20 protein-coding genes, 1 tRNA gene and 4 pseudogenes are annotated in these 26,067 nt (G+C 62.4%); 9 read left to right on the top strand and 16 right to left on the bottom strand.

Annotated elements, in window-relative coordinates; all coding sequences use genetic code 11:
• Positions 1-123 precede the first annotated feature (123 nt).
• Positions 124-411 (bottom strand): annotated as a pseudogene (locus tag LOZ74_RS08835) (IS110 family transposase); the annotation flags it as partial.
• 115 nt (positions 412-526) lie between these two features.
• Here LOZ74_RS08835 and LOZ74_RS08830 point away from each other — a divergent pair.
• The 5 genes and pseudogenes from LOZ74_RS08830 (at position 527) to istB (ending at position 5,673) form a co-directional block, all read left to right on the top strand.
• Positions 527-1,906: an NAD(P)/FAD-dependent oxidoreductase gene (locus LOZ74_RS08830; RefSeq protein WP_230293755.1), complete on the top strand. Its 1,380-nt coding sequence runs from the start codon at positions 527-529 to the stop codon at positions 1,904-1,906.
• Positions 1,903-2,874, top strand: a complete 972-nt coding sequence (locus LOZ74_RS08825) for an alpha/beta fold hydrolase (RefSeq protein WP_230293754.1) — start codon at positions 1,903-1,905, stop codon at positions 2,872-2,874. The genes LOZ74_RS08830 and LOZ74_RS08825 overlap by 4 nt, the downstream gene beginning before the upstream one ends.
• 199 nt (positions 2,875-3,073) lie before the next feature.
• Positions 3,074-3,656: pseudogene (locus LOZ74_RS08820) on the top strand (IS5 family transposase); the annotation flags it as partial.
• A 79-nt stretch (positions 3,657-3,735) separates the two neighbouring features.
• Positions 3,736-4,971, top strand: a complete 1,236-nt coding sequence (locus LOZ74_RS08815) for a hypothetical protein (protein ID WP_230293753.1) — start codon at positions 3,736-3,738, stop codon at positions 4,969-4,971.
• Positions 4,958-5,673, top strand: a pseudogene (gene istB, locus LOZ74_RS08810) (IS21-like element helper ATPase IstB). The gene LOZ74_RS08815 and the pseudogene istB overlap by 14 nt, the downstream one beginning before the upstream one ends.
• A 688-nt stretch (positions 5,674-6,361) precedes the next feature.
• Here istB and LOZ74_RS08805 read toward each other — a convergent pair.
• The 6 genes from LOZ74_RS08805 to LOZ74_RS08780 all read right to left on the bottom strand — a co-directional run bounded on the left by LOZ74_RS08805 (position 6,362) and on the right by LOZ74_RS08780 (position 12,424).
• Positions 6,362-6,437 (bottom strand) — tRNA-Lys (locus tag LOZ74_RS08805).
• Between the two features lie 131 nt (positions 6,438-6,568).
• On the bottom strand, positions 6,569-7,684 hold the full coding sequence (rodA, locus tag LOZ74_RS08800) for a rod shape-determining protein RodA (RefSeq protein WP_230293752.1): 1,116 nt from the start codon (positions 7,682-7,684) through the stop codon (positions 6,569-6,571).
• On the bottom strand, positions 7,681-9,807 hold the full coding sequence (gene mrdA / locus LOZ74_RS08795; RefSeq protein WP_230293751.1) for a penicillin-binding protein 2: 2,127 nt from the start codon (positions 9,805-9,807) through the stop codon (positions 7,681-7,683). Before mrdA ends, rodA begins: the two co-directional genes overlap by 4 nt.
• Positions 9,807-10,364 carry a rod shape-determining protein MreD gene (locus LOZ74_RS08790; protein ID WP_230293750.1) on the bottom strand — a complete coding sequence of 186 codons (558 nt, stop codon included), beginning with the start codon at positions 10,362-10,364 and terminating at the stop codon, positions 9,807-9,809. Before LOZ74_RS08790 ends, mrdA begins: the two co-directional genes overlap by 1 nt.
• A gap of 25 nt (positions 10,365-10,389) precedes the next feature.
• Positions 10,390-11,268, bottom strand: coding sequence for a rod shape-determining protein MreC (mreC, locus tag LOZ74_RS08785; protein ID WP_230293749.1), 879 nt, complete (start codon positions 11,266-11,268; stop codon positions 10,390-10,392).
• Positions 11,269-11,377: 109 nt separating this feature from the next.
• On the bottom strand, positions 11,378-12,424 hold the full coding sequence (locus tag LOZ74_RS08780) for a rod shape-determining protein (RefSeq protein ID WP_230293748.1): 1,047 nt from the start codon (positions 12,422-12,424) through the stop codon (positions 11,378-11,380).
• A gap of 208 nt (positions 12,425-12,632) precedes the next feature.
• Between LOZ74_RS08780 and mutL the strand changes: the two genes are divergently transcribed.
• Positions 12,633-14,486, top strand: coding sequence for a DNA mismatch repair endonuclease MutL (gene mutL, locus LOZ74_RS08775; RefSeq protein ID WP_230293747.1), 1,854 nt, complete (start codon positions 12,633-12,635; stop codon positions 14,484-14,486).
• Positions 14,487-14,502: 16 nt separating this feature from the next.
• Positions 14,503-15,000: a hypothetical protein gene (locus LOZ74_RS08770; RefSeq protein WP_230293746.1), complete on the top strand. Its 498-nt coding sequence runs from the start codon at positions 14,503-14,505 to the stop codon at positions 14,998-15,000.
• A 4-nt stretch (positions 15,001-15,004) separates the two neighbouring features.
• Here LOZ74_RS08770 and LOZ74_RS08765 read toward each other — a convergent pair whose 3' ends face one another.
• The 9 genes and pseudogenes from LOZ74_RS08765 to LOZ74_RS08725 form a co-directional block, all read right to left on the bottom strand.
• A complete protein-coding gene (locus tag LOZ74_RS08765) occupies positions 15,005-15,811 on the bottom strand; it encodes a DUF1206 domain-containing protein (protein ID WP_230293745.1) in 807 nt (268 codons plus the stop codon).
• Positions 15,812-15,896: 85 nt separating this feature from the next.
• Complete coding sequence (gene ychF, locus LOZ74_RS08760) at positions 15,897-16,997, bottom strand: redox-regulated ATPase YchF (RefSeq protein ID WP_230281061.1); 1,101 nt, start codon at positions 16,995-16,997, stop codon at positions 15,897-15,899.
• A gap of 111 nt (positions 16,998-17,108) precedes the next feature.
• Positions 17,109-17,648 (bottom strand): hypothetical protein, encoded by a 540-nt coding sequence (locus LOZ74_RS08755; RefSeq protein ID WP_230293744.1) that lies wholly within the window; start codon positions 17,646-17,648, stop codon positions 17,109-17,111.
• A gap of 237 nt (positions 17,649-17,885) precedes the next feature.
• Positions 17,886-19,074, bottom strand: a pseudogene (locus LOZ74_RS08750) (alkaline phosphatase family protein).
• Between the two features lie 89 nt (positions 19,075-19,163).
• Entirely contained in the window at positions 19,164-19,595 is a 432-nt protein-coding gene (locus tag LOZ74_RS08745; RefSeq protein WP_230293743.1) for a VOC family protein, read from the bottom strand.
• A gap of 12 nt (positions 19,596-19,607) precedes the next feature.
• Positions 19,608-20,174, bottom strand: a complete 567-nt coding sequence (gene pth / locus LOZ74_RS08740) for an aminoacyl-tRNA hydrolase (protein WP_230293742.1) — start codon at positions 20,172-20,174, stop codon at positions 19,608-19,610.
• 95 nt (positions 20,175-20,269) lie between these two features.
• The gene (locus tag LOZ74_RS08735) at positions 20,270-20,914 is read right to left on the bottom strand and encodes a 50S ribosomal protein L25/general stress protein Ctc (protein WP_230293741.1); all 645 of its coding nucleotides are present in this window, start codon (positions 20,912-20,914) and stop codon (positions 20,270-20,272) included.
• Between the two features lie 131 nt (positions 20,915-21,045).
• Positions 21,046-21,951, bottom strand: a complete 906-nt coding sequence (locus LOZ74_RS08730) for a TraB/GumN family protein (RefSeq protein WP_230293740.1) — start codon at positions 21,949-21,951, stop codon at positions 21,046-21,048.
• Entirely contained in the window at positions 21,948-22,847 is a 900-nt protein-coding gene (locus LOZ74_RS08725; RefSeq protein ID WP_230293739.1) for a TraB/GumN family protein, read from the bottom strand. The genes LOZ74_RS08730 and LOZ74_RS08725 overlap by 4 nt, the downstream gene beginning before the upstream one ends.
• A gap of 134 nt (positions 22,848-22,981) precedes the next feature.
• On the opposite strand from LOZ74_RS08725, the gene LOZ74_RS08720 reads away from it, so the two are divergent.
• Together LOZ74_RS08720 and glyS are read left to right on the top strand one after the other, a co-directional pair.
• Complete coding sequence (locus tag LOZ74_RS08720; RefSeq protein ID WP_230293738.1) at positions 22,982-23,905, top strand: glycine--tRNA ligase subunit alpha; 924 nt, start codon at positions 22,982-22,984, stop codon at positions 23,903-23,905.
• Positions 23,902-25,998 carry a glycine--tRNA ligase subunit beta gene (gene glyS / locus LOZ74_RS08715; protein WP_230293737.1) on the top strand — a complete coding sequence of 699 codons (2,097 nt, stop codon included), beginning with the start codon at positions 23,902-23,904 and terminating at the stop codon, positions 25,996-25,998. Before LOZ74_RS08720 ends, glyS begins: the two co-directional genes overlap by 4 nt.
• Positions 25,999-26,067: the final 69 nt, after the last annotated feature.

Below are 26,067 nucleotides of genomic sequence, written 5' to 3'. Positions count from 1 at the left end.
CCCTGAAAAGGGCGCCATCGCCACCTGCTGATCCGGCTCCGGGCTACGCCCTACGCCGGATCAGCAGGTGGCGATTCTCATCTTGATTGACGCTGGTCTCTCATCCTGATTGTCGCGCGGCACCTCGGCATCAGCGGCATCGGTCTTCCCCCGTTTCACATAGGGTTTTACATAGGCCGGCGGCATCAGCCGGACCTCGTGCCCCAATGCGATCAGCTTTCGAGCCCAATGATGAGCGGATGCGCACGCCTCCATACCGACGAGGCAACTGGGAAGATTAGTGAAGAAGCCGATCACCTCGGCACGCCTCAGCTTCCGCCGCACCAGAACGGCTCCGTCGGCACCGATCGCGTGTACTTGAAAAACGTTCTTCGCCAGATCCAATCCGACGATAGCAATATCCTGCTCCATGTGACGACTCCTAGACGTGGATCTACAACGACCGCGTCATTGTACAGCTACGCTTGTGCAGGGGTCGTCCACGCCATCACGTCAGTGGAGCGAACGATTTCCAGGCTGGGAGGAATTGCGCGCCTATTTCCTCCACGTCTGCGATACGCTCGACCTCTGGCCGGCAATGCGAATGAAAACACGGGTCGAAAGCGCGCAGTTCGATGAAGACACCGCCCGCTGGCGATTGAAGCTCGACGATGGCGGAAAAGTAAGCGCGCGTTTCCTCTTGCCGGCCCTGGGGTTCGCCTCGAAACCCTACATTCCCGATATCCCGGGTCTTAGCGATTTCGAAGGCGACTGGTGCCATACCGCCCGCTGGCCGCAGGAAGGCATCGACCTCTCCGACCGCCGGATCGCTCTGATCGGCACGGGTGCCAGCGGCGTACAGGTGGCGCAGGAGGCGGCAAGCTGCGCGGAGCAGCTGACGCTTTTTCAGCGAACCCCGATCCTCGCCCTCCCCATGCGGCAGGAAAAGCTGGACGCTGTTCGTCAGCTTCGCGAAAAATCTGAATATCCCGCTGTCTTCCAGAAAAGGCTGACGACAAGTGGCGGTTTCGAATGCCAATCGCTGGACATCTCGGCCCTGGCTGTGACCGAGGACGAGCGGACTGCGCATTTCGAGGATTTGTGGCAGCGAGGAGGGTTGCGCTTCTGGTATCATAATTTCGCTGACATACTGACGAACGAGGACGCCAATCGCCACGCCTATGATTTCTGGTGTGACAAGGTGCGCGAGCGGGTCTGTGACCCCATCATTGCCGAGAAACTTGCTCCCGATGAGCCGCCACATCCATTCGGGACCAAGCGACCATCGCTCGAACAGAATTATTACGAGATCTTCGCGCAAGACAATGTGGCGCTGGTCGATCTGAACGACACCGCGATCATTCGCATCACCGCGACCGGGATAGAAACAGCCACAGGCACGATCCCGTGCGATCTCATTGTCTTCGCGACCGGCTTCGATGCCGGTCGTGGCGGGCTCATCGACATGAACATCACCGGCCGCGGCGGGACGGCGCTGGCAGAAGCATGGAAGAGCGAGATCAGAGCCTATCTGGGCATGGCCGTCGCCCAATTTCCTAACATGCTGTTTGCATACGGCCCGCTCAGCCCGTCAGGCTTTTCCAACGGTCCGACAAGCGCCGAAATCCAGGGTGACTGGATCTGCGATTTCCTCATCTGGCTGCGCGATAACAGGCTCGGCCTTTTTGAAGCTGATGCGCAGGCCGAGCGAGGCTGGACCGATATGGTCGCCCAAGTAGGGTCGATGACGCTCTTCCCCAAGGCTGAATCGTGGTACATGGGCGCCAATATTCCCGGCAAACCCCGACAACTCATCAATTTCCCCAGCTTGTCTGGTTACGCCGAGCTGTGCCACGATGTCGCACGGCACGATTATCGTGGTTTTATCAAGAATACACTATCCGGTATGGAGACTGCGCCGAAATGAATGAAATGAATGCAATCCACAACGGGTCGACAGATATCGATCCCGTATGGGCCGGCGATGGAGCGCATATCCCCGAATGGTTCGCTTGGGCGCTGAGCGTGCCGCGTGAGGAAGGCTTTGTAGAGGTTGGTGGCGCGCGGGTGCACTATCTTCGCTGGGGCAGGCGTGACCGGCCCAACTTACTCATGACCCACGGTTTTCTCGCCCATGCCCGCTGCTTTGCCTTCATCGCACCGTACCTCGCCGAAGATTACGACGTGGTGGCGTTCGACCTGGCCGGTATGGGGGATAGCGAGATGCGCGGCGTGGCCGATGTAGCTGCGCGGGGGAAGGAATTTGTCGAAATCAGCGAAGCGCTCGATCTGTTCGCAGGCGGGGGCAAACCGACGATCATTGCCCATAGCTTCGGCTCGGGTGCAGCGCTGACCGCCGTTTCCCAATCGCCGGATGCCTTCGCCGGCGTTATTGTCTGCGATCTCATGGTGATGCGGCCCGAAAAGCTGGAGAAATACTGGACCATGGGCAGATCGAGCCCCGGGTCGGGTAATCCTGACAAACCGGTGCGACGCTATCCCAGCTACGAAGCGGCGCGCGAGAGGTATATCCTGTCGCCGCCGCAGGCAGTTGGTGAGCCGTTCCTGATGGATTACATGGCCTATCACTCTCTCCGCCGCGATGGCAAGGAGTGGACATGGAAGTTTTCTCCCGAAGTGTTCCGGCGCAGCAACAAGCCCGACGAATGGCTGACCGTGGGCCAGAGGCTGGTAGATGCGCCCGGTCGCAAAGCGATTGTGTACGGCGAGAAAAGTCAGCTCTTTGATCGCGATTCCGCCCGCTATATCCGGGAACTGGGAGGGGGAAATATACCAATTGTTGCAGTGCCCGATGCACGCCATCATCTCATGCTGGATCAGCCGCTCGCGTTCGTCGCTGCGCTTCGGGCGGTACTGGCCCTTTGGAGCCTCTGAGATCTCCCCATGCCAAGAGGCTGGTTCCTGGTCAGAGGCCAGCGGGATGGGGGCAAAGGGCGTCCATATTCATTTTGTACTATATCCGAACTGTCCCCCGTGAGCACCAATGGCACAGATTTGAGGTTGTGATTTAGGGTCAGGACCCATTGATTTGCGGTAGTGATTATGATTCAGGCTGCCGGGAAGGAGCCTGAATTTGAGCGATTTATTCTGGCTGACGGACGAGCAGATGGCGCGGCTTCAGCCCTATTTTCCCAAGAGCCATGGCAAGCCACGGGTGGATGACAGACGGGTGCTGAGCGGGATCATCTTCGTCAACCGGAACGGACTGCGTTGGCGAGATGCGCCCAGAGAATATGGGTCGCACAAGACATTGTATAACCGCTGGAAACGGTGGGGCGAAATGGGCGTATTCACCCGGATGATGGAAGGCCTGTCTGCCCAAAGGGCCGAGCCGCACACCGTCATGATCGACGCGACCTATCTCAAGGCCCACCGCACGGCTTCCAGCCTTGGGGTAAAAAGGGGATCTCGGGCGCCTGATCGGACGGACCAAAGGCGGCATGAACACGAAATTGCACGCCGTCACCGATGCCAACGGTCGCCCTTTGAGCTTCTTCATCACGGCCGGCCAGGTCAGCGATTACACCGGTGCAGCGGCCTTGCTCGACGATTTGCCCAAGGCCAAGTGGATGCTGGCCGACCGCGGCTATGACGCCGAATGGTTCCGCGATGCGCTGGAGCAAAAGGGCATCAAGCCCTGCATTCCAGGCCGCAAATTGTGGATCGGCGTGCAAAAAGGACCCCTCATTTCGATGGCGTAAACAGCGGCCTGGTTTTCCAGGTGGCGAGATCGGGATGTTGGTAGTGGAGACAGTGGTTCGGATTCGGCGGGAGCACGCCGGAGGCAAGCCGATCAAAGCGATTGCGCGCGATCTTCATCTGTCGCGCAAGGTGGTTCGCAAGGCGATCCGGGCGCCGGAAGGCGCTTTCGATTATCAGCGCGCGGTGCAGCCGCTGCCCCGGATCGGACCGTTTCAGGAGCGGCTCGATGCGCTGCTGACGGAGAACGAGGCGCGGCCCCGGCGTGATCGGCTGCGGATGACGCGGATCCACGATCTGCTGCTGCGCGAGGGGTTCGAGGGCTCCTACGATGCGGTCCGGCGCTATGCCCGGCGCTGGAGCAATGCGGTGACGACCGTGTTTATCGGCAAGGAACGAGTCTTCAATCGCCGGTTCCTGGTGATGGCGGACCATTACATGGTCGAGCCGACCGCGTGCTCGCCGGCGGCCGGCTGGGAGAAGGGCCAGGTCGAGAACCAGGTGCAGACGATCCGGGGGCGCTTCTTCCAGCCCCGGCTGCGGTTCGCCAGCCTCGAGGAGCTGAACGGTTGGCTGGAGGACGAGTGCCAGCGCTGGGCGGCGATGCATCCCCATCCCGAGCAGAAGGATATGACCGTCGCCCAGGCATGGGAAGCGGAACGCCTTGCGCTGCAGCCGATGCTGGCGCCGTTCGATGGCTTCCATGAGACGAGCCACGCGGTGACCGGTACCTGCCTGATCAGCTTCGACCGTAACCGCTACTCGGTCGCGGCGAGAGCTGTGCGCCGTGCGGTCCAGGTCCGCGCCTATGCCGACCGGATCGTTGTCCGCCTAGGTGAAGAGATCGTCGCCGAACACCCTCGCTTCTTCGGGCGCGACCGGACGGTTTACGATCCGTGGCATTATCTGCCGGTGCTGGTGACCAAGCCGGGTGCGCTCAGGAACGGCGCACCGTTCCAAGGCTGGGATTTACCGCCCGCACTTGCCCGGCTGCGCCGCAAGCTCAGCAGTGGTGACGAAGGCGACCGGCGGTTCGTGCGAGTGTTGGCAGCGGTGCTGAGCGATAGCCTGGGCGCGGTCGAGGCCGCTGTCCGCGAGGCGCTCGATGCCGGCGCCGCCAGCGACGAGGTGATCCTCAACATCCTGTCGCGGCGGCGTGAGCCGCCCCGACCGGCATCGATCGTCACGCCCGAGGATATGACGCTGAGGCACCCGCCGGTCGCTGACTGCGCCCGCTATGATAACCTGCGAGGCGCCCATGCAGCGGCATGAGATGATCGACGCCATGCGCGGGCTTGGCCTCAAGGGCATGGTCGGCGCGTTCGACGAAGCGGTCAGCGCCAGCGTACCACGCCTGAGATCCTGACCGACCTGCTGCGCGCCGAAGCCGCGCATCGTCATGCCGCCTCGATCCGCTATCGGATGAGCGCCGCCAGGCTGCCGGTGGTGAAGGATATCGACGCGTTCGTGTTCGACGGCACGCCGATCAACGAAGGGCTGGTGCGCTCGCTGCACGGTGGGTCGTTCCTATCGGCCAAGCGCAATATCGTGCTGGTCGGAGGCACCGGCACCGGCAAGACGCATCTCGCGATCGCCATTACCGCCAGCGTCGTGCGCGCCGGCGCTCGTGGCCGCTACTTCAACACCGTCGATCTGGTCACCCGGCTCGAGGAGGAGACCCGCATCGGCAAGGCCGGCGCGCTCGCCGCCCAGCTCGGTCGCTTTGATCTCGTGGTGCTCGACGAACTCGGCTATCTGCCGTTCGCCCGCTCAGGCGGTCAGTTGCTGTTCCACCTCGTCAGCAAGCTCTATGAACAGACCTCGGTGATCATCACCACCAACCTGGCGTTCGGCGAATGGCCCACCGTGTTCGGCGATCCCAAGATGACCACCGCGCTGCTCGACCGCATCACCCATCACTGCGATATCGTCGAAACCGGCAATGATAGCTGGCGGTTCAAAAACCGCAGCTGATCCGCCCGGCACACATCACAGAAAAACGCTTCGCGCTGCTAACGCCTCCGGTCGGGCTACGCCCTCCCTGCGCCGCCAGCAGCGCGAAACCCGCGCCCAGCATCAAACGACCGCCCGCACCCCAAGGGGGTCCCTTTTGCGCGCCGATAGGGGGTCCCGATTGCACGCCGATTGACAATATCCAGACCGATTGTGGTAACTTCCGACACGGACGCCTCCTCTCAGTGGTGATCAACACCTCCACTATGGCACATCGATGCCGTCGGGGGGCGTCCACCCCATCAGCTTCTGGGCAGTCACCACTTCAGTCGGAACGCCCGATATGAGGGCGCAAAGCTGTCGTCGATGCCCACCGATAGGGGCGCCCATTTCCGACTCGAAAGTCCCTGTTTCGTGGCTGTGGATAAATTTTGACGGGGGTAGCGTTGGGGGTATTTTGAGTCGGCATTCGCTAAATGTCGAGCTTTGTTAGCGCCTTAGGGGTTATTGGTTGATCCCTCCTCCGCTACCATCCGCACGCTTCCACAAAAGTCCACATACCACCGCGTTCGATAGACATCGGCCAAACGAGCGCCGCTTTAGGATATGCGGAAATCTTGCCTGCTACCTAGAAAGCTACCTAGCCCTGGAAGCGAACGAAAAGCCCACTTCTGGAAGTAACTTAAAAGCTTGATATATAGTGAAAAAATGGTGGACGCACTAGGGCTCGAACCTAGGACCCGCTGATTAAGAGTCAGCTGCTCTACCAACTGAGCTATGCGTCCACATCGTCTGGTTTTCGACGATTGCGGCGTGTTCCGAAAGGAGCGATTCGCCGCGGGAGGCCTCCCTATAAAGACTGCGCGCCGCGATGGAAGGGGGAATTTCGACTTTCCGAAAATTTCTTCACGAGGCCTCAGGCAAAACTGCCCGGTTCGCGCCGGTTCCAGCGTTGAACGGCCATGATCACACCGACACAAATCATGATCGTCAGCATCGACGATCCGCCATGGCTCATGAAAGGGAGAGGGATACCAACCACAGGCGCCAAACCCATGACCATCATCAGATTGATCGCGGCATAGAAAAAAATCGTCGCCGTCAGCCCGGCTGCCATCAGTTGTCCGAACCGGTCATTGGTGCTGGTCGCTACCTTCAAACCCCAACGCAGCAGCACGCCGAATACGAACAGCACGAACAGGCCACCCATCATGCCCCATTCCTCGGCCATGGTGGCAAAGACGAAATCGGTATGCGGTTCGGGCAGATAGTTCAGATGGCTTTGCGATCCATTGCCGAATCCTTTGCCGAACAGCCCGCCCGATCCGATCGCGATTTTGGACTGGGTGATATGGTATCCGGCGCCCAGCGGATCGCTTTCAGGATCGAGGAAAGTAAGCACGCGGCGTTGCTGATAATCGTGCAGCGCGAAAAAGAACGCCAGCGGAATGGCAGCCAGACCGGCGACGCCGACGCCGACAAACCAGGCCATGGGCAACCCTGCCAGAAACATCACCACTCCGGCGCCAAATACAATGGCAAGGCTGGTGCCCAGATCGGGCTGCAACAGCACGAGCCCGACCGGCAGGCCGATCAGCACGCCCGGTACGATCAGCGATGAAAACTCACGCGTCGCAGCAGGGGGCAGCATGTCGTAAAAGCGGGCAAGGATGATGACGATGGCCGGTTTCATGAGTTCGGAGGGTTGCAAGGTCATGAAGCCGAGGTTCAGCCATCGCTGGCTGCCGCCGCCGACGAAACCCATGGCTTCCACGGCCATCAACATCAAAAGCAGGACGATATAGACCGGTAATGCCATCATGCGCACGAATTCGCGCGAGAAGCTGGCGATCACCATGGCCATCACCAGAAAAACGGCAAAGCGGACGACATGCAACAATGCCCACGGCATCAGGCTCCCGCCCGCTGCCGAATAGAGCACCGCGGCGCCAAAGCAGACCAGCAGCATCAGCGGAATGATCACGCCCCATGGCTGCAACGCGATGATGCGGGGCAAGAACTTGCGGTTCACGGGTTCTCTCCCGCCGGTGACACTGCGCCAGAGGATGGTGCAGGCGGAGAGGCGGCCTCTGCCGATGCGGCATCGGGGCTGCTGCCTGTCTGTGCGCTTCCGTCCTCGGCCGCGCGCTGGCTTTGCGCGGCGTTTAATGGCGGCGGCGCGTCGGCTGTGGCGGTGCCGGTCGCCCTATCCAGTTCGGTCGACGAAGGCTTGGGCGCACTGCCACCATAGGCATTTTCATAGGCGCGATACTTCCGCGCCAGCCGCTCTTGCGCGGTTCCGCCCCATTGGCGTTCGTAATCGTGCAGCACGTCCAGCGCCTTGCCCGGATCGAACAGGAACGTCATGACATCGCGCGCCACTGGATAGGCAGAGGACGAGCCCGCGCCATGTTCGATGGCGACGGCGCAGGCGTAACGCGGATTGTCATAAGGGGCGAAGCTGATGAAATGGCCGTGGTCGCGGTATTTCCACGGGACATCCTTGCCGCCGCGGCCATAATTCAGCGACACGACCTGCGCCGTACCGGTCTTGCCCGAAAGCTCTACGCCCGGAACGGGCAAGCGCGCGCGGCCCGCCGTGCCGCCGCCATTCACCACTTCCCACATGGCATGACGCACGATTTCGAGATGCTCGTCAGGAATGTCCAGATGGGGGGCGGGTTTCGGATCATTGCTGAGCACGAGGCGCGGTTGCAACCGCCGCCCACTGGCAATGCGCGACGTCATGACGGCCTGTTGCAACGGATTGACCAGCATATAACCCTGACCGATCGTCGCGTTCACCGTGTCGAAGGTCTGCCAGTCGCTATCGTATTTCTTCTTCTTCCACGCCGGATCGGGCACAGTGCCATAGGACTGGCTCTCGACCGGCAGGGGATATTTCCAGCCCATGCCCAGTTTGCGGGCCATATCGGCAATCGCCTGCATGCCCACGCGCTGAGCGAAATAATAGAAATAGACGTCGCAGCTTTGATAAATGCCCTTGGCCATATTGACCGTGCCGTGCCCGCCGCGTTTCCAGCAGCGGAACACGCGATTGCCCACGCGCAGACCGCCGCCACAGAAAACGCTTTCCTCGGGGTCGATCCCCTCTTTCAGGAAGGCCAGCGAAACGTAGGGTTTGACCGTCGATCCCGGCGGGTAAAGTCCCGACAGCACCTTGTTGCGCAAGGGCACATGGTCATCCTCGGACAGCATTTTCCATTCAAGCCGGCCGATACCGTCGGAAAAGCTGTTGGGATCGAAACTGGGCATCGAGGACATGGCAAGAAGGTCGCCCTGTTCCAGATCCATCACCACCACCGAACCCGATTCAAGCCCCAGCCTGCGTGCGGCGTAATCCTGCAGCGGACCATCGATGGTCAGTTGGACAGGATCGCCCTGAACGTCTTCGCGCATTTCAAGGTCGCGGACGATCTTGCCCGCGGCGGTTACCTCTGCGCGTCGGGCACCCGGTTGACCGCGCAGGCGCTTTTCGAAATATTTTTCAACGCCATCCTTGCCGATCTTGAAGCCGGGTGTGATGAGAAGCGGGTTCTTCTCCTTCTCATACTCCTCGGCCGAAACCGTGCCCACATAGCCCAGCAAATGTCCGACCGACGGGCCGGTGGGATAGAAGCGGGAGAATCCGCGTTGCGGCACCACGCCGGGCAGGTCGGGCAGACGCACCGATAATGCCGCAAATTGCTCCCAATCGACGCCCGTGGCGACTTCGACGGGGCGAAATCCGCGCACCTCGGTCAGCTTGTCGCGCAAATCGGTAATGGCTGCGGGCGAAAGCTCCAGCACTTCGCCCAGTACGGCCAGTGTGCGTTCGCGGTCGACGATGCGTTCGGGCACCAGATCGACGCGGAAATCGGCACGGTTTGATGCAAGCGGCACGCCATGCCGGTCGAGGATCCAGCCACGGCGCGGCGGGATCAGTGTCAGATCGACGCGATTGCTCTCCGAAGCGAGCTGGTATTTCTCGTTCTGCTCTACCGCCAGCCATGCCATGCGGCCCGCCAGCAACAGGCCGACGCCGCCTTGCAGTGCGCCAATGGCAAAGGTGCGGCGGTCGAACGCGTTCTGCAATTCGCCGGCGCTGACCCGTTTGGGCGCGCGGGGACGCTTTCGCCATGTCAGGCTGACCATTAACCCAGCACCTTCACGCGGGCGCGGCGCAGCACATCAAGAATGGCGACAAGGCGAGTGAACAAGGGAAACGACAAGACCGAAATCAGCAATTGAGGCAGGATCAGTGAAGGATACCATATCGCACCCGCCATGACTGCAAACATATGGCCAATGGTCAGATACACCCAGATCAGCACGATGGCGACGGCCCAGTCCTGCCAGAAACTGCGCCAGCGCTGCCAGTTGTCCAATGCCTCCAGCGCGATCATTGTCAGCGACCACAGCAACACCGCGCTGCCAAGGGGCTGGCCCGAAAACAGATCGTCGATCAGCCCCAAAGGCGCACCGGCCCAGATCGGCAGCATGCCCGGTCGGAACAGGCGCCACGCGATCAGCAGCATACAGCCGAGCGGCGGCAGTACCGGTGCCGATGCGATGATCGGCGACAGCGGCGCCAGTGAAATCAATGCGATCGAGATCCACGGAATAATCGTTGCCAGCACGGGGGAGGGCGCACGATTGATCCGTCGCTGGAACATGTCCTCGCCGGGAAGACGGTCCCCCTTCAGCGGCATGAGCGCGGGCCGGATGCGGTGGACATCACGGCGCGGTCTCGCCGTCAATATTGCCCAGTTCGGTCATCGGTTGCCAAACCGGTTCGACCATGACGAAATCAGTGGCGGCAGGATCGGAAATGATGCGCGCAACCGCGCCGTCGCGGGTCACGTTCTCGACAATGGCGACGGGGACATTGGGGCGATACAGGCCGCCCGAACCCGATGTGACCATCAAATCGCCTTTTTCCAGAGGGTTGATGCCCATTTCGATCAGGCGGACGATCAAAGTGCCATCGGCCTGTCCCTGCGCGAAACCGGCGACATTGCCCTTGATCCGGCGCACCGGTACAATGCTTTGACCGTCGGTGACGAGGAGTACCCGCGCCGTGCGGCGACCCACTTCCAGCACGCGTCCGACAAGACCGGTGGCCGACCGCACCGGTTGGCCCACCATCACTCCGTCCACTGCGCCCGCGCCGATCAGCGCGAAACGGCGGGTGCTGCTGGGGCTCGATCCGATCAGCCGCGCACTGGCAACGGGGCGGATATCCTTTTCCCGCAGCGAGAGGAGTTGTTTCAGCCTGCGATTCTCGTCATAGATCGCCTCTGCCTCGGCCAGCTGGGCGCGGGCGATACGCAATTCTTCCTGCAAGGCGGCGTTCTTGCTGCCCGCGTCGATATAGCCGGTAACGATATCGATGATCGAACGGCTGCTGTTGCGCGTAACGGCGGAAACCTCGCCGACAGGGCGCGCCACATCGCTTGCCGCCGTGCGCGCGAACGCGAAACTGCCCGGGCTGAGCAGCGAGATCAGCAACAACACGATCCCGACCACGACACCGCCAATGGCGGCGACATAGCTCGTAAAGATCGAGATGTGCGCCCTCTTGGAAAACCCGGGACGCCGCTCCGCCGACGCCATGTCGTGCTACTCCCTTTCGGCCCGATGGCCGCGTCATGCTTGCGGGGGCCCGATGAACGGCCCCCATGGTGCCCCGATCGCGGCAACCCCGAAAGGCTGCCGCCAAAAATCAGGCCGTCATCAATACGCCGCGGAACACCGGTTCTTCAAGCGCGCGCCCGGTGCCGAGCGCCACGCAGGAGAGCGGATCTTCGGCCACAGTCACGGGCAGGCCGGTTTCCTCGCGCAAATGCTCGTCCAGCCCCTTGATCAGCGCGCCGCCACCCGTCAGCACGATGCCCTGATCGACGATATCGGCCGCCAGTTCAGGCGCCGTGTTTTCCAGAGCGATGCGCACGCTTTCGACGATCGCGCCGATCGGTTCGGACAGCGCTTCGGCGATGTTGGCCTGGTTGATCGTGATTTCCTTGGGCACGCCATTCACCAGATCGCGTCCGCGCAAATGGATCGTCTCGCCAATGCCGTCGGCAGGCGGGATAGCGACGGCGTAATCCTGCTTGATCCGCTCTGCCGTCGATTCGCCGATCAGCAGGTTGTGATGGCGGCGGACATAGGAAACGATTGCCTCGTCCATCTTGTCGCCGCCGACACGCACGCTGGTGGTATAGGCAAGTCCGCGCAGCGACAGCACCGCAACTTCGGTCGTGCCGCCGCCGATGTCGACCACCATCGACCCGACCGGTTCGGTCACCGGCATGTCGGCGCCGATGGCGGCGGCCATGGGTTCAAGGATCAGATAGACCTGGCTGGCGCCCGCATTGCTGGCCGCATCGCGGATGGCGCGGCGTTCGACCGATGTGGAGCCCGACGGGACGCAGATCACGATTTCGGGATGGCGCAGCACGCTACGCTTGCCGTGCACTTTCTTGATGAAATATTTGATCATGTGTTCGGCGACTTCGATGTCGGCGATCACGCCGTCGCGCAGGGGGCGGATCGCCTCGATGCTGTCGGGGGTCTTGCCCATCATCATCTTGGCGTCGTCGCCCACCGCCCGCACGCGCTTGATCCCGTTCTCGGTCTCGATCGCGACGACGGAGGGTTCGTTCAATACGATCCCGCGCCCTTCCACATAGACCAGCGTATTCGCTGTGCCGAGGTCGATCGCCATGTTCTGCGAGCCGAACTGGAAAAGACGCGAAAAGAAATTTGCCATTTTAGGTATCGTCCCTCACCGGAGCCGCGTTAGCCCTTGCGCCTGACATGACGCGAGCAGCGGTCCGTAAGTAGTTGCTGGTCCCTAGCGGTGCCTAGCCCAATCCTGCCACCTATGGAAAAAAATTCATGGGGTTCCGCGCGCTTTTCCACATGGAGCATCATTCACTGGCCTCGAAAATCGGGCCGTTCGGCGCTAGCCTTGGTCAATGCCTGTCATCAGACGACTTCCCGAGGCGCTGGTCAACCGCATCGCCGCGGGCGAGGTGGTCGAACGTCCGGCCGCCGCGCTTAAGGAACTGGTTGAAAATTCGATCGATTCCGGCGCGAAAGAGATTGCCGTCACGCTGACCGACGGCGGTCTGGGTTCGATCGAGGTTATCGACGACGGCTGCGGCATGTCGGCGGACGACATGGCACTGGCGCTGGAGCGGCATGCGACATCGAAACTGCCGGTCGAGCTGGTAGGAGAGGAAGGCGCGATCGAAGAGGTTGCGACTCTGGGTTTTCGCGGAGAGGCGCTGCCATCCATCGCCAGCGTCGCGCGGCTGACCATCGAGTCGCGGCCCGCCGGTGCCACGCAGGGCTGGAAACGCGTGACCGATCATGGCGAAACCGTCGCCGAAGGCCCCGCCGCCCTGCCACCCGGCACGCGCATCAGGGTAGAGGACGTGTTCGCGCGGGTGCCTGCCCGCCGCAAGTTCCTGCGAACGCCGCGCAGCGAATATATGGCTTGTCACGACGTGATGCGCCGCCTTGCCATGGCGCGGCCCGACGTGGGTTTCCGCTTTGCCAATGACGGGCGGCGGATATTCGCGGTGCAAGCGGGCGAGTCGCTTGAAACCCGCGTGTCGCGTCTGGTCGCCCGCGAACTGGCGGACAACGCCGTCAGCATCGAATGCGCGCGCGGTCCTGTCGATGCGCCTCTGCGGTTGACGGGTATTGCCGGCCTGCCGACCTATAATCGCGGCGTGGCCGACCATCAGTATCTGTTCGTCAACGGCCGTCCGGTAAAGGACCGTTTGCTGACGGGCGCGGTGCGCGGTGCCTATGCCGATATGCTGGCGCGCGACCGCCATGCCGTGCTGGCGCTGTTCCTGACGGTTCCGCCGGGCGAAGTCGACGTCAATGTCCATCCGGCCAAGACCGAGGTGCGCTTTCGCGATGCCGCCGCCGTCCGCTCGCTGATCGTCGGCGGTTTGCGCGATGCCTTGTCGGCAGGGGACCGGCGTTCGGCACAGCAACCGTCCGCACTGGCCATGTCGGCATGGCGGTCCGAACCGCTTGTACCCGCCACCGCGACGACGGGCGATGCGCTGACACTGGCCCTGCGCGAACAGCGGCCCATGTTCGCCGCTCATCCGGCACGGCAACACCCGCACAGCCCCGCGCAAAATGCATTTCGCGCGATGGAGGCGGCGATACTCGAACCCTCTGCCCGCGCGGAAGAGGCAGAGGATGGCGCGCCCGATGCCGATGAATTCCCCATGGGCGCGGCGCGCGGCCAGATTGCCGAGACCTATATCGTGGCCGAAGCGTCCGACGGGCTGGTGATCGTGGACCAGCACGCGGCGCATGAACGGCTGACACTCGAACGCTTGCGCGCGGCAGGGGCCGAAAGCGGCGTTGCGCGGGCACAGGCCTTGCTGATGCCCGAAGTGGTCGAGATGGAAGAAGGCGATTGCGACCGCATCGAAAGCGCCGCCGACCGTTTGGGCGAGATGGGGCTGGCGGTCGAGCGCTTCGGACCCGATGCGGTACTGGTGCGGTCCCTGCCTGCCGCGCTGTCGGGCGCGAATTGCCAAAAGCTGCTTCAGGATATCGCAGACGATATCGCGAATAACGGGGAGGCTTTGCTGCTGGGCGAAAAGCTCGATCTGGTGCTGGCGACCATGGCTTGCCACGGGTCGGTCAGGGCAGGGCGGCGCCTGTCGGTGGCGGAAATGAACGCCCTGCTGCGCGAGATGGAGCGCACACCGCGTTCGGGCCAGTGCAATCACGGGCGCCCCACCTGGGTCAAGCTGTCGATGGGCGATGTCGAGAAACTGTTCGGACGGAAATAGGAAAAATCGGGAGAAGATGATGAAGGCGTCGATCTGGGCCGTGCTGGCCGTGCCTGCCATGCTGGCCGGGTGCGGAGATAATCGCAGTCCCGCGCAGGATGCTGCCGACGTGGCGGAAATCCGTGCGATGCACGACAATCCGCCCGCCGTGCCCATCGATCCGGAGCGTATTTCCTATACCGATATCGAAAAGAACGATCTGTTCGGCGCGGGCTGCGGGTTTGCGCCCGAAAACAGCCTGTCGGTCATCGCGCTGGCCCAGCCGGAGCGCGGATTTCTGAAAATCGACGGGGCTATCGTGACCCTATCGCCCGACAAGGGCGGGGCATCGCTGCCGATGAGCAGCTGGCAAAGCTACGCAGGCAGCGATTATGCCTTCGAATTAAAGCAGCTGCCCGGCGAGGGTGAGGAAAGCGGCGTGGAAAGCACCAGCTGGCCGGGTTCGCTCACCATTACCGACGCCAAGGGCAAGGCTGTCTATCAATCCGAAGGCACACTGCAATGCGGGGCCTGATGCCCTAGCCCAGCTTGGCGCGAAATGCGGGGATACTGCCCGACGCATCCATGTCGGGCACGATCCGGTAACGCGCCAGTACCACGCTGAACAAGCCGAACATCAGCAGGCCGATGGCGGTGAGGGTGAACCAGAGGCCATCGTCGGCAAGGCTGGCGACTGCATTGCCCAGTGTTTTTACTTCGCCGCCGCTGCTGAACCAGCCCGAGCGGACGAGCGACCAGCCGATCACGGTAAACACCACGGCTCGCGCCAGATATCCCGCGCCGCCCAGCCAGCGCGTGGCCGATGGCGCCCGTGTGCTGATACGGTGCATGAAACTGCCCGAAATGCCCTTGCGCGCCTGCGAAAAGGCCGCAGCGAAAAAGGCGAGGCCCAGAGCGCCCAGCAGTATGCCGCCCAGCGGCATGGACAACAGGCCCGAAGCGGCTTCCTGCGCGCCGTCGCCCGAACCCCCGCTTTCGCTGGTGGCGAATTTATAGGCCGAGTAGGCAAGAGCGAAATGGCCGATTGCGCTGCCGGCATGGCCGATCCGGTGTGCGATCCCCTTACCGTCGCTACCCTGATGCTCGATATCGAAGACAGTGGAGGCAAGGCGGAAGAGGCCGTATCCGGCCAGCCCGATCACCAGCAACCACAATATGACCATGCCGCCGGGCAGTTCCTCGACGGTGCGAAACACCCCGTTCGTGCCTTGCTGGATGCTGCCGATGCTGGTCAGCGCGATCAGCCCGACGAGCGTGTAAAGCACGGCGCGCGAAAGATAGCCCAGCCTGACGAGCCATCTGAATTTTTCGGATTTGTCCACCATTTGCCAGTCCCATGGATTGCTGTCGATTGCCCATGGGAACGGGCGTCCGGCTCAAAAGTGCCCGCAAACCGTGCGGGCACGGCGATCAGACGTTGAATTTGAAGTGCATGACATCGCCGTCCTGCACCACATATTCCTTGCCTTCCTGCCGCAATTTGCCTGCCTCGCGCGCGGCGCTTTCACCGCCCAGCGTGACATAGTCGTTATAGGCAATCGTCTCGGCACGGATGAAACCACGCTCGAAATCGGTATGGATCTCGCCCGCGGCCTGCGGTGCCTTTGCGCCCGAAGGAAACGTCCATGCGCGGGTTTCCTTGGGGCCTGCGGTGAAGAAGGTCTTCAACTGCAGCAAGTCGTATCCGGCACGGATCACGCGGGCGAGGCCGCTTTCTGTCAGCCCGATGGCTTCCAGGAATTCGGCGCGGTCTTCGGGTGCCATGGCCACGATCTCGCTTTCGATCGCGGCCGAAACGACGACGGCCTGCGCCCCCTCGGCAGCGGCCTTTTCGAACACTTTGGCCGACAGGGCGTTACCCTCTGCCGCGTCTTCCTCGGCCACGTTGCAGACATAGAGGACCGGTTTCGCGGTCAGCAGCTGCGCCTGTGCGAAAACGCGCGCCTCTTCGTCGTCCTTGGGCTCCGTCAGGCGCGCGGGCTTGCCGTCGCGCAGCAGTTCGAGTGCCTGACCGAGCACGCTGGCGGCAATTTTCGCTTCCTTGTCGCCGCCCGTCGCGCGCTTGGCGGCGGCGGGTACGCGCTTTTCAAGGCTTTCGAGGTCGCTCATCAGCAATTCGGTCTCGACCACCTCGGCATCGGCGATCGGATCGACCTTGTTGGCGACATGCTGGATGTCGTCATCCTCAAAACAGCGCAGCACATGGACGATGGCATCCACTTCGCGAATGTTGCCGAGGAACTGGTTGCCAAGCCCTTCGCCCTTGGACGCGCCCTTTACCAGCCCCGCGATATCGACAAAAGCCAGCTGGGTCGGGATGATCTTTTCGGATTTGGCGATGGCGGCGATCTTGTCCAGCCGCTCATCCGGAACGCCGACCTGCCCGACATTGGGCTCAATCGTGCAAAACGGATAATTCGCCGCCTGCGCTGCCTGCGTCTCGGTCAGCGCGTTGAATAACGTCGACTTGCCGACATTGGGAAGGCCGACGATGCCGCAACGAAAACCCATTTGAAACTCCGCTAGATGGTCTGGCAGGCCCGATAGGCGGTGCCGAACCGAAATGCCAGCAGGAGTTTCACAGCTTTGTCGCGGCCATCGCCGGCCTTTCCGAATTCAGGCTCAGCCTTCCGAGGGAATGGCAGCCTCGATCTGGGCCAGCGTTGCCAGCACGATCACCGCGCCATTGGCATCAAGCGCGAACATTTCCTTGCCCAGCGTGATTTTCTGCTCGTCGGTCAGCGCCAGAACGACGCCTTCTTCCGAAACCGTGTCGATCGTGCCCAGCGTCTGCGCATCCGCCGTGCCGACAGGCGCGCCCGCGACCATCGCTTCGGCCAGAGCGGCTTCGGCAGCGGCCAGCTGCTCGGCCATCATGGTGTCGAGCTCGGTCTTGGTGATGTTGAGCGTAAGGCCGTTGGCATCGGTGCCAAAGGCGTTGAGCGGCAGGGGAACATCATGCGTGCCGGTGTTCACGACGGCGCTGTCGGCGGAAACCTGCGTGACGGTGCCGATGGCGTTGCCGTCATTGCCGGTCACCGTGGCGCCCTGCGTCACCTCGACCGCCGCGGGAGTTGCGGCAGGAGCGGCGTCCTGTGCATAGGCGGTGGCGGGCACGATCGCGAGCGCAGCGGCTGCGGCAGCGAGCTTGGCAAATTTCATTCATCAGTCCTTTGTCTGTTCAAAACGATACGGCACCCACCGGCAGGGCCGGGGCAGTGTTTTGCCGATGGCTGAATTGCGTCGGCGCGCTTTGGCGCAAAAGACGCGTCCCCAAGGGGAGGCCCTATTGAAGCAAGGCAGAAGGCCGAGTGCAAGGGGGCGTTGGCCCCGTTTGCCAATTTCTCTCGCACTTGCAGCAGGAGTCGACGCGCCAGAAACGCGCGATTTGCCGTTGTTTCAACGGTCCGGCTTCGGAGTTTCTACCGCATCGGCAAACACTTCGATCCGTCCTTCATTGGGCTGCGGCGGCACGCCGATCAGCTGCATGATCAGCGGATAGACATCGGTGTTTTCGATGACGCTAATGCGTAATCCGGCGCGAAATGCAGGGCCTGCCGCTACGAAAGCCGCCCACATTTCGGGCGAGCGATTGTCATATCCGTGATTGCCGATGACGAAGGGATCGGTCTTGGCATCGGGAATGGTAAGCCAGCCGGTTTCGGGCAGGCAGATGATCGCAGGGATACGATTGTTGTCGCTATATCGCAGGCGAGGGGGCACATCCTCGCGCTTCCAGCACTGCATATGGTCGTGCGGGGCCAGAAAGGCGGCTTCCACCTCTTCCTCGCGACCCGCATTCGGGTCGAGCGCGACATAGGCCCCCGCTGTCGTCAGTGTATAGGCGTCTCCGTTCAGAATGTCGTTGAGCGCGATCTGCCGGGTTTCGTCCAGTTCCGCCATGCCGTGATCGGCAACGACGATGGTATTGGCCTCGACCCCCAAGTCCTCCAGCCTCTCGACCAAGCGGCCGATCTGGCGGTCGACCATCGCGATGGCGCGGTCGGTTTCGGGCGCGTCGGGGCCGAATTCATGCCCCGCACTGTCGACATCGGAGAAATAGAGCGTGAGAAAGCGCGGCCGTTCCGCTGCCGGAACGTCGATCCATGCAAGCAACTGGTCGACACGCGCTTCGGGTGTGACGCTATGGTCGAAACCGCGATACTGGCTGGGGCGGACGCCGCGAATTTCGTAGTCGCTGCCGGGCCAGAACATGGTCGCGGTTCTTACCCCCGTGCTTTTCGGCAGTGACCCACACCGGTTCCGCTTCGTTCCACCAGCGCGGATCGGCGCTGGTATCGGGTTCGCCGCCCATACGATAAGCCATGCCGGGCATGTCGGGATCGTGCATGCCATTGCCGACGATCCCGTGGTCTTGCGGTTCCAGTCCGGTGACGATGGAATAATGATTGGGAAAGGTCTTGCTGGGAAAGCGGGGGCGCATCGCATCCGCACGCAATCCGCGCTGGGCCAAAGCCTGCAGGTTGGGCGTGATGCCGCGGTCGAGGTAATCGAACCGGAACCCGTCGAGAGAGATCAGGATGACGGGGGCAGGAGTGTCCCGGTCGGGCCCGGCCTGCTGCGCCATGGCGGAAACCGGCAGTAAGGCGATGGCGACGATCAGCGTCAGGAATCGGAAGGCGTTTTGCATCTTGCCGCCTTTGTCAGCCCTATGTTTCAATTGTCCTTCACCGTTGCGTCCATCGGCCCGCTCTCGTCCTGCCCATCGTCCGGCGATGCAATGCGCCACGGTGGAAACCGCCTCGCATCGCCTGCGTGGAATAGGCATATCTCGTTACCAGCAGGATCGCGCAGCCGCGCCTCTCGCCACAGCCAGCCTTGATCCTGCGGCATGGTATCGAATGTCAGCCCGCTGGCGGCCAGCCTTGTGACGGTGCCATCCAGATCGTCGCATTCGAAATAGACGATAGTCGGCGGCGCGGGAAAAACCTCTGCCGCATGGATCGAGAATGTCTCGCCCGTCGGCGTTTCGAAACGGGCATAGCGCGGCGGGGAATCGACGATCTGCGTCAGTCCCAATGCGCGATAGAACGCGGCCGATGCCATATAATCGGTGCAGCCGACCGTGACCTGATTAAGCCGCATCATGTGCGTTCCGCATCATTGCTGCCGCAGCGCGACATCGTTCATGAAACGCGCATCGTCGCCCTTGGCCAGCCATTCGGCCTCTGCCGCGATGGCGCCCAGCATGGTGACCAGATCGTCCTGTTCTGCCTTGGCGTAATTGCCCAGCACATGGCCGGTCACGCGATCCTTGTGCCCGGGATGGCCGATGCCGATGCGCACGCGGCGGAAATCGGGGTCAAGGTGCTGCACGATGCTTCTCAGCCCGTTCTGACCGGCCGTGCCGCCACCGTGCTTTACCTTGACCTTCATGGGGGCAAGGTCGAGCTCGTCATGGAATACGGTCAGATCGGCACTGGTCAGCTTGAAAAAGCGCAGCGCCTCGCCAACGCTCCGGCCGCTTTCGTTCATGAAGGTTGCGGGTTTCAGCAGCAAGATCTTGATCCCGCCGATGCGGCCTTCGGAAAGCCAGCCCTGAAACTTCTTTTGCGGGGGCGCAAAGCCGTGCACCTCGGCAATGGTGTCCGCCGCCATAAAGCCGACATTGTGACGGTTGAGCGCATATTTCGCGCCCGGATTTCCAAGACCAAACCATAATTGCATGGCCAAGGCCGTTAGCGGCTAAATCCCCAAATGAAAACGCCGGCCCTGCGAACAGGACCGGCGTTTCATGAATTCGGCGAAAAAGCCGGAGAGGATCAGTCCTCGCCGCCTTCCTGTGCTTCGCCTTCCTCGCCTTCGCCTTCAGCGGCTTCGGCACCTTCGCTCTTCTTCAGAGCCGAGGGAGCGACCAGCGTGGCGATGGTAAAGTCGCGATCGGTGATTGCGCTTTCCGAACCGGCGGGCAGGGTCACGTGGCTGATGTGGATCGAATCGCCCACATCCTTGCCGGTCACGTCGATCTCGATCTGGTCGGGGATCTTGTCCGCTTCGCAAACCAGTTCCAGCTCGTGCCGGACGATGTTCAGAACGCCGCCGCGCTTCAGGCCGGGGCTGGCGTCCTCGTTGACGAAGACAACCGGCACGGCCACGTCGACCTTGGCGTCCTTGGACAGGCGCAGGAAGTCGACATGCAGCGGGCGGTCGGTCACGGGGTGGAACGCGACGTCCTTGGGAAGGGTGCGCACGGCCTTCTTGCCGACTTCGACCATCACGATCGAGTTCGAGAAGTGACCGGTGCCGAGCAGCTTCACAAGGGCGCGCTCCTCGACGTGAATGGTGGTGGGTTCTTCCTTGCCGCCGTAGATCACGGCGGGGACACGGCCTTCACGACGCAGTGCGCGGGAGGCTCCCTTGCCTGCCTTGTCGCGCGTCTCGGCCGCCAGGGTCATCTGATCGCTCATTACCTTGGACCTTTATCAATAAATCGGGTTCAACAATTCCCGCGCGAAACACGCCTCCAGGGATGACCATGCAGCACGGGAAGGGCGCGCGCATAGGCGTATTGCGGGCCGAAGGCAAGGCGAAACCGCGCCTATCGGATGCGCGACACCCGCCAGCCGCGCGCCGAGAGCAAGGCGATCAGCCCATCGCTGCCGCCGACATGGCCCGCGCCCACGGCCACGAATGGCTGTTCGCCGCGTTGCATGGCGGCGACGATCGGTTCGACCCAGCGTGCATTGCGGTCGGTCAGCAGCGCCTTGCGCAGCGAGCGGTCGCTTTCGCCATCGCCCAGACCCATGTCCATCAATCCCGCCAGCGCATCGGTATCGCCTGCCAGCCAGGCATCGGCCATTTCCGCCGGATCGCTATCCCGATCGGCCAGCAGCGATTCCAGCAGGTCCTGCTGCGCGTCCTGATCCATCCGGTTGAAGATCGCGAATTGTTCGTCCACCGTTTCCAGACCGACCACGCGGCGCGGCGCATAGCGGGCGATCAACGCCTTATCGACGCCGGCATCCGGATCGATGCCCGATTGCCCCTGCACCATCGCGGATAACGAAATGGCTGCGGCCCAGCTTTCGACATGGCGGAATTGCCGCGCGCTGACGCCCGCATCGTCGAGCAATTCGTCGAGTTCGTCGCGATATTCGGGCGAAACGCGCTGGTCCAGCGGGGGCAGGGTGGTATCGACCGACAGGCGCGCGAAACTGTTGCGCACCTTGTCGGGATCGAGATCGGCGATTTCCACCATCAGCACGCCCGATCGGGCCAGCGCATCGTCGATGGCCGGCCGGTCCCACCGCGCGCCCGAAGGGAGCGCATGGATCGTGCCGAACAGCCAGCCCGCTGGTTCCGCATCCGCGGCAGCGTTTGCCGCATCGATGCGATAGAGCGCAGGCTCTCCCCCCGGCGTATCGTCCGAACCACCGCATGCTGCCGCCAGCAAGGCCAGCGGCACAAACCATAAAGCGCGCAGCAAGGGGCGGATCGGGGTCAATATGCGACCCGTTCGACGCTTAAACCGCGTTCGGCCAGCACTGCCTGCACGCTGTCAGCGCCAGCCAGATGGCCCGCACCCACCGCGATGAACACATTGCCGGGCTGCGCCATTCGCTGTTCGATCCAGTCGGCCCAATTGCGGTTCCGCTTCGAAATCAGCACCTCGTAGATCTCGGGCGATTCCTCCAGCCCTTCGTTGATCAGCTTTTCCGTCGATACGATGTCGCCCACGCCCCATGCACGCTCGGACTCGGCGTAAAGCGCTTCCGCTCCGTCCAGCGATTCGGCGGCTTCCATCAGGAAGGTGATCTGCTGTTCTTCGGGGAGGTTCGAGAAAAAGCCCATTTGCTGGTCGAAAGTCTCCAGACCAGCGATCGGCTTGCCCTGTTCCCTTGCGCTGCCCTGCAACACGGCCTCGGCGCCCGATTTCGGGTCGTATCCCAGCTGGATCAGCGGGGCGGCAGACAGGGTGACCGCGGCAAACCACGGCATCATCCGGTCCAGCGCCTGCATCGGAATGCCGATGGCGGCCGCACTCTCTGCCAGCTTGGTGCGCTGTTCGTCGCTCAGCCGTTCCGACAATGTGCTGCCGTCGGTATAGATCGCGCTGGTGCCGATCACCTGCTGCATGGTCGCCATATCAGGCTCCAGCATTTCGATCACCAGCTCGTCCGAACCGTTGAAAGCATCGCCCACCGCATCGTCGAACCACACCAGATCGGGTTTCAGCGCATGCATCGTGCCGAACAGCCAGATCGTGGTGTCCTCGTCCGACAGCTTCCACAAGGCGGGATCGGCGTCCGAACGGTCCAGTTCCACCACTTCTTCGGCCAGCGCGACCTGCGGGCTGGCTATCAGCCCGATTCCCGCCAGCGGCGCGGCAAAGCGCGTCAAAAATTTCCGAATACCCCCGGCAACCCGTTTTACATTCACTTTACGCATCCTTTTTGCCCGTTCCGCCCTGTTACCAACGCCGCATATGCGAACGGCGGTTGACGGTTTCCTAGCGCTTCGCCATTGCCCGCGCGATGAACGAAAGCGCTTCTTCCCCGGTTCAGCCTTCCGGCGTCCTGTCGTTTCAGGATATGATCCTGACGCTCCACGATTACTGGAGCGCCAAGGGATGCCTGATCCTTCAGCCCTATGATATGCGCATGGGGGCGGGGACTTTCCACCCCGCGACCACATTGCGCGCATTGGGGCCTCAGCCGTGGAACGCCGCTTTCGTGCAGCCGTGCCGCCGCCCGACCGACGGTCGCTATGGCGAAAATCCGAACCGGCTGCAGCATTATTACCAGTATCAGGTGATCCTGAAGCCCAGCCCGCCGCAGATTCAGGACTGGTATCTGGATTCGCTGCGCGTGATCGGTGTCGATCCGCTGAAGCACGATATCCGTTTCGTCGAAGACGACTGGGAAAGCCCGACCCTGGGGGCGTGGGGCCTTGGCTGGGAAGTCTGGTGCGACGGGATGGAAGTGACGCAGTTCACCTATTTCCAGCAAATGGGCGGCTATGACTGCAAGCCGGTGGCGGGCGAGCTGACCTATGGGTTGGAGCGTCTGGCCATGTATATCCAGGGCGTAGACAATGTATACGACCTTGCGTTCAATTCGCAGGGCGTGACCTATGGCGATGTGTTCCTTGAGAACGAGCGCCAGATGAGCACGTGGAACTTCGAGGTCGCGGACACGGACGCGCTGTTCGACCTGTTCCGCAAGGCTGCCGCCGAATGCCGCCTGTGCCTCGACAACGGGTTGCCGATCCCGGCCTATGAGCAAGCGATCGAGGCGAGCCATATCTTCAACCTGTTGCAGGCCCGCGGCGTGATTTCCGTGCAAGAACGCGCCAGCTACATGGGGCAGGTCCGCGATCTCGCTCGCGGTTCGTGCGAGGCCTATATGGCGAAATATGCCGACCAGTGGGCGGCGGATTATCCGGAGTGGGCGGCATGAAGCCTTTTCTGCTCGAACTCCTGTGCGAGGAAATTCCCGCCCGCATGCAGGCAGGCGCCCGCGCCGATCTGGAACGGCTGTTCAGGGCCGAAATGGATGCCGCAGGCGTATCGTTCGGCGCGGTCACTGTGTTCAGCACGCCGCGCCGCCTTGCCCTGATCGCGGCGGATATGCCCGAACAGACCGAAGCGGTGAGCGAGGAAGCCAAGGGCCCGCCCGAGGGTGCGCCCGATGCCGCCGTCGACGGGTTCTGCAAGAAGAACGGCGTCACCCGCGACCAGCTTGAACTGCGCGAGGTGAAGGGCCGCAATACGTGGTTCGCGGTGAAGAATGTGCCGGGCCGCGCGGTGGCCGATGTTCTTGCCGAAGCGATCCCCGCGATCATCCGCGCTTTCCCGTGGCCCAAATCGATGCGCTGGGGCGCAGCGTCGATCAGCACCGAGAGTCTGCGCTGGGTTCGGCCTTTGCAAGGCATCGTCGCCATTCTGGGCGAAGAGCTTGTGCCGTGCGAAGCGGGCGGCGTGGTATCGGGCTATGCCACCATGGGCCACCGTTTCCACCACAGCGGCGAAGTCACCATCGGCGGCGCGCATGACTATGCCGACAAGCTGCGTTGCTGCCATGTGATCGTCGATCACGAAGAGCGGCAGGACATCGTCCGTACCAAGGCGCGCGAGGCGGCCGAAGCGGCTGGCCTGACCTTGGTAGAGGACGAGGGCCTCGTTATCGAGAACGCGGGCCTGACCGAATGGCCCGAACCGCTGCTGGGCCGTTTCGACGAGGCGTTTCTGGAAGTGCCGCCCGAAGTGATCCAGCTGACGGCGCGGGTAAACCAGAAATATTTCGTGTGCGAGGATGCGGCCGGAAAGCTGGCCAATGCCTTCGTCTGCACCGCCAATATCAGCGCCACCGACCCCGCCGTGGTGGTCGACGGCAATCGCAAGGTGCTGGCCGCGCGCCTGTCCGATGCGCGCTTCTTCTGGGACACCGACCGCAAGGTCACGCTGGAAGAACAGGCGAAAAAGCTGGCCCGCATCACCTTCCACGAGAAGCTGGGCACCGTGGCCGACAAGGTCGAGCGTGTGGCGAAACTTGCCCGATGGCTGGCCGAAGAAGGCATCGTGCCGGGCGCCGATCCCGAGCTGACCGAACAGGCCGCGCGTCTGGCCAAGGCGGACCTCGTGACCGAAATGGTCGGGGAATTCCCCGAACTTCAGGGCCTTATGGGCGGCTATTACGCTCGCGCCGAAGGGCTACCCGATGCCGTCGCCGATGCGATCCGCGATCATTACAAGCCGGTGGGGCAGGGCGACGATGTGCCCACCGCGCCGGTGACGGTGGCGGTGTCGCTGGCGGATAAGCTGGATACTTTGGTCAGCTTTTTTGCCATCGACGAAAAACCGACCGGCTCGAAGGATCCATTCGCTTTGCGCCGCGCAGCCTTGGGGGTCATCCGTACCGTCACGCAAAACGGGCTGCGGCTTGCTATCGCGGAGGGTGACCTCCTCGACTTCTTCGCCGACCGCCTGAAGGTCCAGCAACGCGAGGCAGGCGTTCGCCACGATCTGATCGACGCCGTGTTCGCGCTTGGCGGAGAAGACGATCTTGTCCGTCTGCTCGCCCGCGTTCATGCGTTGCAGTCCTTTATGGAAACCGAGGACGGTGCGAACCTGCTTGCCGGTTACAAGCGCGCGGCCAATATCCTGAAGAAGGAAGGCTACGAAGGCGCCGACACCCGCATTGCCCGCACCGGAGAGGAAGACCCGCTTTCGCTGGTCGACGATCCCGAACTGGGCTCGATCGTGGCGCAGCGCGGCCATGTGCATCCCGATTACACGCCCGAGCCCGCCGAGGCCGCTCTGATCGCCGCGCTGGACAAGGCCGAACCTGCCGCGACGCAAGCGGTGGAGAGCGAGCAGTTCGAAGCCGCGATGGCCGCGCTTGCCTCTTTGCGGGGGCCGATCGATGCGTTTTTCGACAATGTCACCGTGAACGACGCCGACCCCGCCAAGCGCGAGGCGCGGCTTGCGCTACTGGACCATTTTCGCGCTGCGGTGCACAAGGTTGCCGATTTTTCTCGGATCGAGAGCTGAAATCATGCGTTTCAACGCTCTAATTCGCGGCGGGAGGCGCCAAGCGGCTTAACGCTTGTGGGCAGTTTC

Source organism: Croceicoccus sp. Ery5, assembly GCF_020985325.1.
Taxonomy (GTDB): domain Bacteria; phylum Pseudomonadota; class Alphaproteobacteria; order Sphingomonadales; family Sphingomonadaceae; genus Croceicoccus.
This window is presented reverse-complemented; position numbering and strand designations above follow the sequence as displayed.

Excerpts from the sequence above, each read along its gene's own strand:
- mutL (WP_230293747.1), top strand. The coding sequence starts at position 12,633 with ATGCCTGTCATCAGACGACTTCCCGAGGCGCTGGTCAACCGCATCGCC.
- LOZ74_RS08780 (WP_230293748.1), bottom strand. The coding sequence starts at position 12,424 with ATGGCAAATTTCTTTTCGCGTCTTTTCCAGTTCGGCTCGCAGAACATG.
- LOZ74_RS08745 (WP_230293743.1), bottom strand. The coding sequence starts at position 19,595 with ATGATGCGGCTTAATCAGGTCACGGTCGGCTGCACCGATTATATGGCA.
- ychF (WP_230281061.1), bottom strand. The coding sequence starts at position 16,997 with ATGGGTTTTCGTTGCGGCATCGTCGGCCTTCCCAATGTCGGCAAGTCG.
- mreC (WP_230293749.1), bottom strand. The coding sequence starts at position 11,268 with ATGGCGTCGGCGGAGCGGCGTCCCGGGTTTTCCAAGAGGGCGCACATC.
- LOZ74_RS08720 (WP_230293738.1), top strand. The coding sequence starts at position 22,982 with ATGAACGAAAGCGCTTCTTCCCCGGTTCAGCCTTCCGGCGTCCTGTCG.
- LOZ74_RS08755 (WP_230293744.1), bottom strand. The coding sequence starts at position 17,648 with ATGAAATTTGCCAAGCTCGCTGCCGCAGCCGCTGCGCTCGCGATCGTG.
- mrdA (WP_230293751.1), bottom strand. The coding sequence starts at position 9,807 with ATGGTCAGCCTGACATGGCGAAAGCGTCCCCGCGCGCCCAAACGGGTC.
- LOZ74_RS08790 (WP_230293750.1), bottom strand. The coding sequence starts at position 10,364 with ATGCCGCTGAAGGGGGACCGTCTTCCCGGCGAGGACATGTTCCAGCGA.
- LOZ74_RS08765 (WP_230293745.1), bottom strand. The coding sequence starts at position 15,811 with ATGGTGGACAAATCCGAAAAATTCAGATGGCTCGTCAGGCTGGGCTAT.
- LOZ74_RS08815 (WP_230293753.1), top strand. The coding sequence starts at position 3,736 with ATGTTGGTAGTGGAGACAGTGGTTCGGATTCGGCGGGAGCACGCCGGA.
- LOZ74_RS08825 (WP_230293754.1), top strand. The coding sequence starts at position 1,903 with ATGAATGAAATGAATGCAATCCACAACGGGTCGACAGATATCGATCCC.
- glyS (WP_230293737.1), top strand. The coding sequence starts at position 23,902 with ATGAAGCCTTTTCTGCTCGAACTCCTGTGCGAGGAAATTCCCGCCCGC.
- LOZ74_RS08770 (WP_230293746.1), top strand. The coding sequence starts at position 14,503 with ATGATGAAGGCGTCGATCTGGGCCGTGCTGGCCGTGCCTGCCATGCTG.
- pth (WP_230293742.1), bottom strand. The coding sequence starts at position 20,174 with ATGCAATTATGGTTTGGTCTTGGAAATCCGGGCGCGAAATATGCGCTC.
- LOZ74_RS08735 (WP_230293741.1), bottom strand. The coding sequence starts at position 20,914 with ATGAGCGATCAGATGACCCTGGCGGCCGAGACGCGCGACAAGGCAGGC.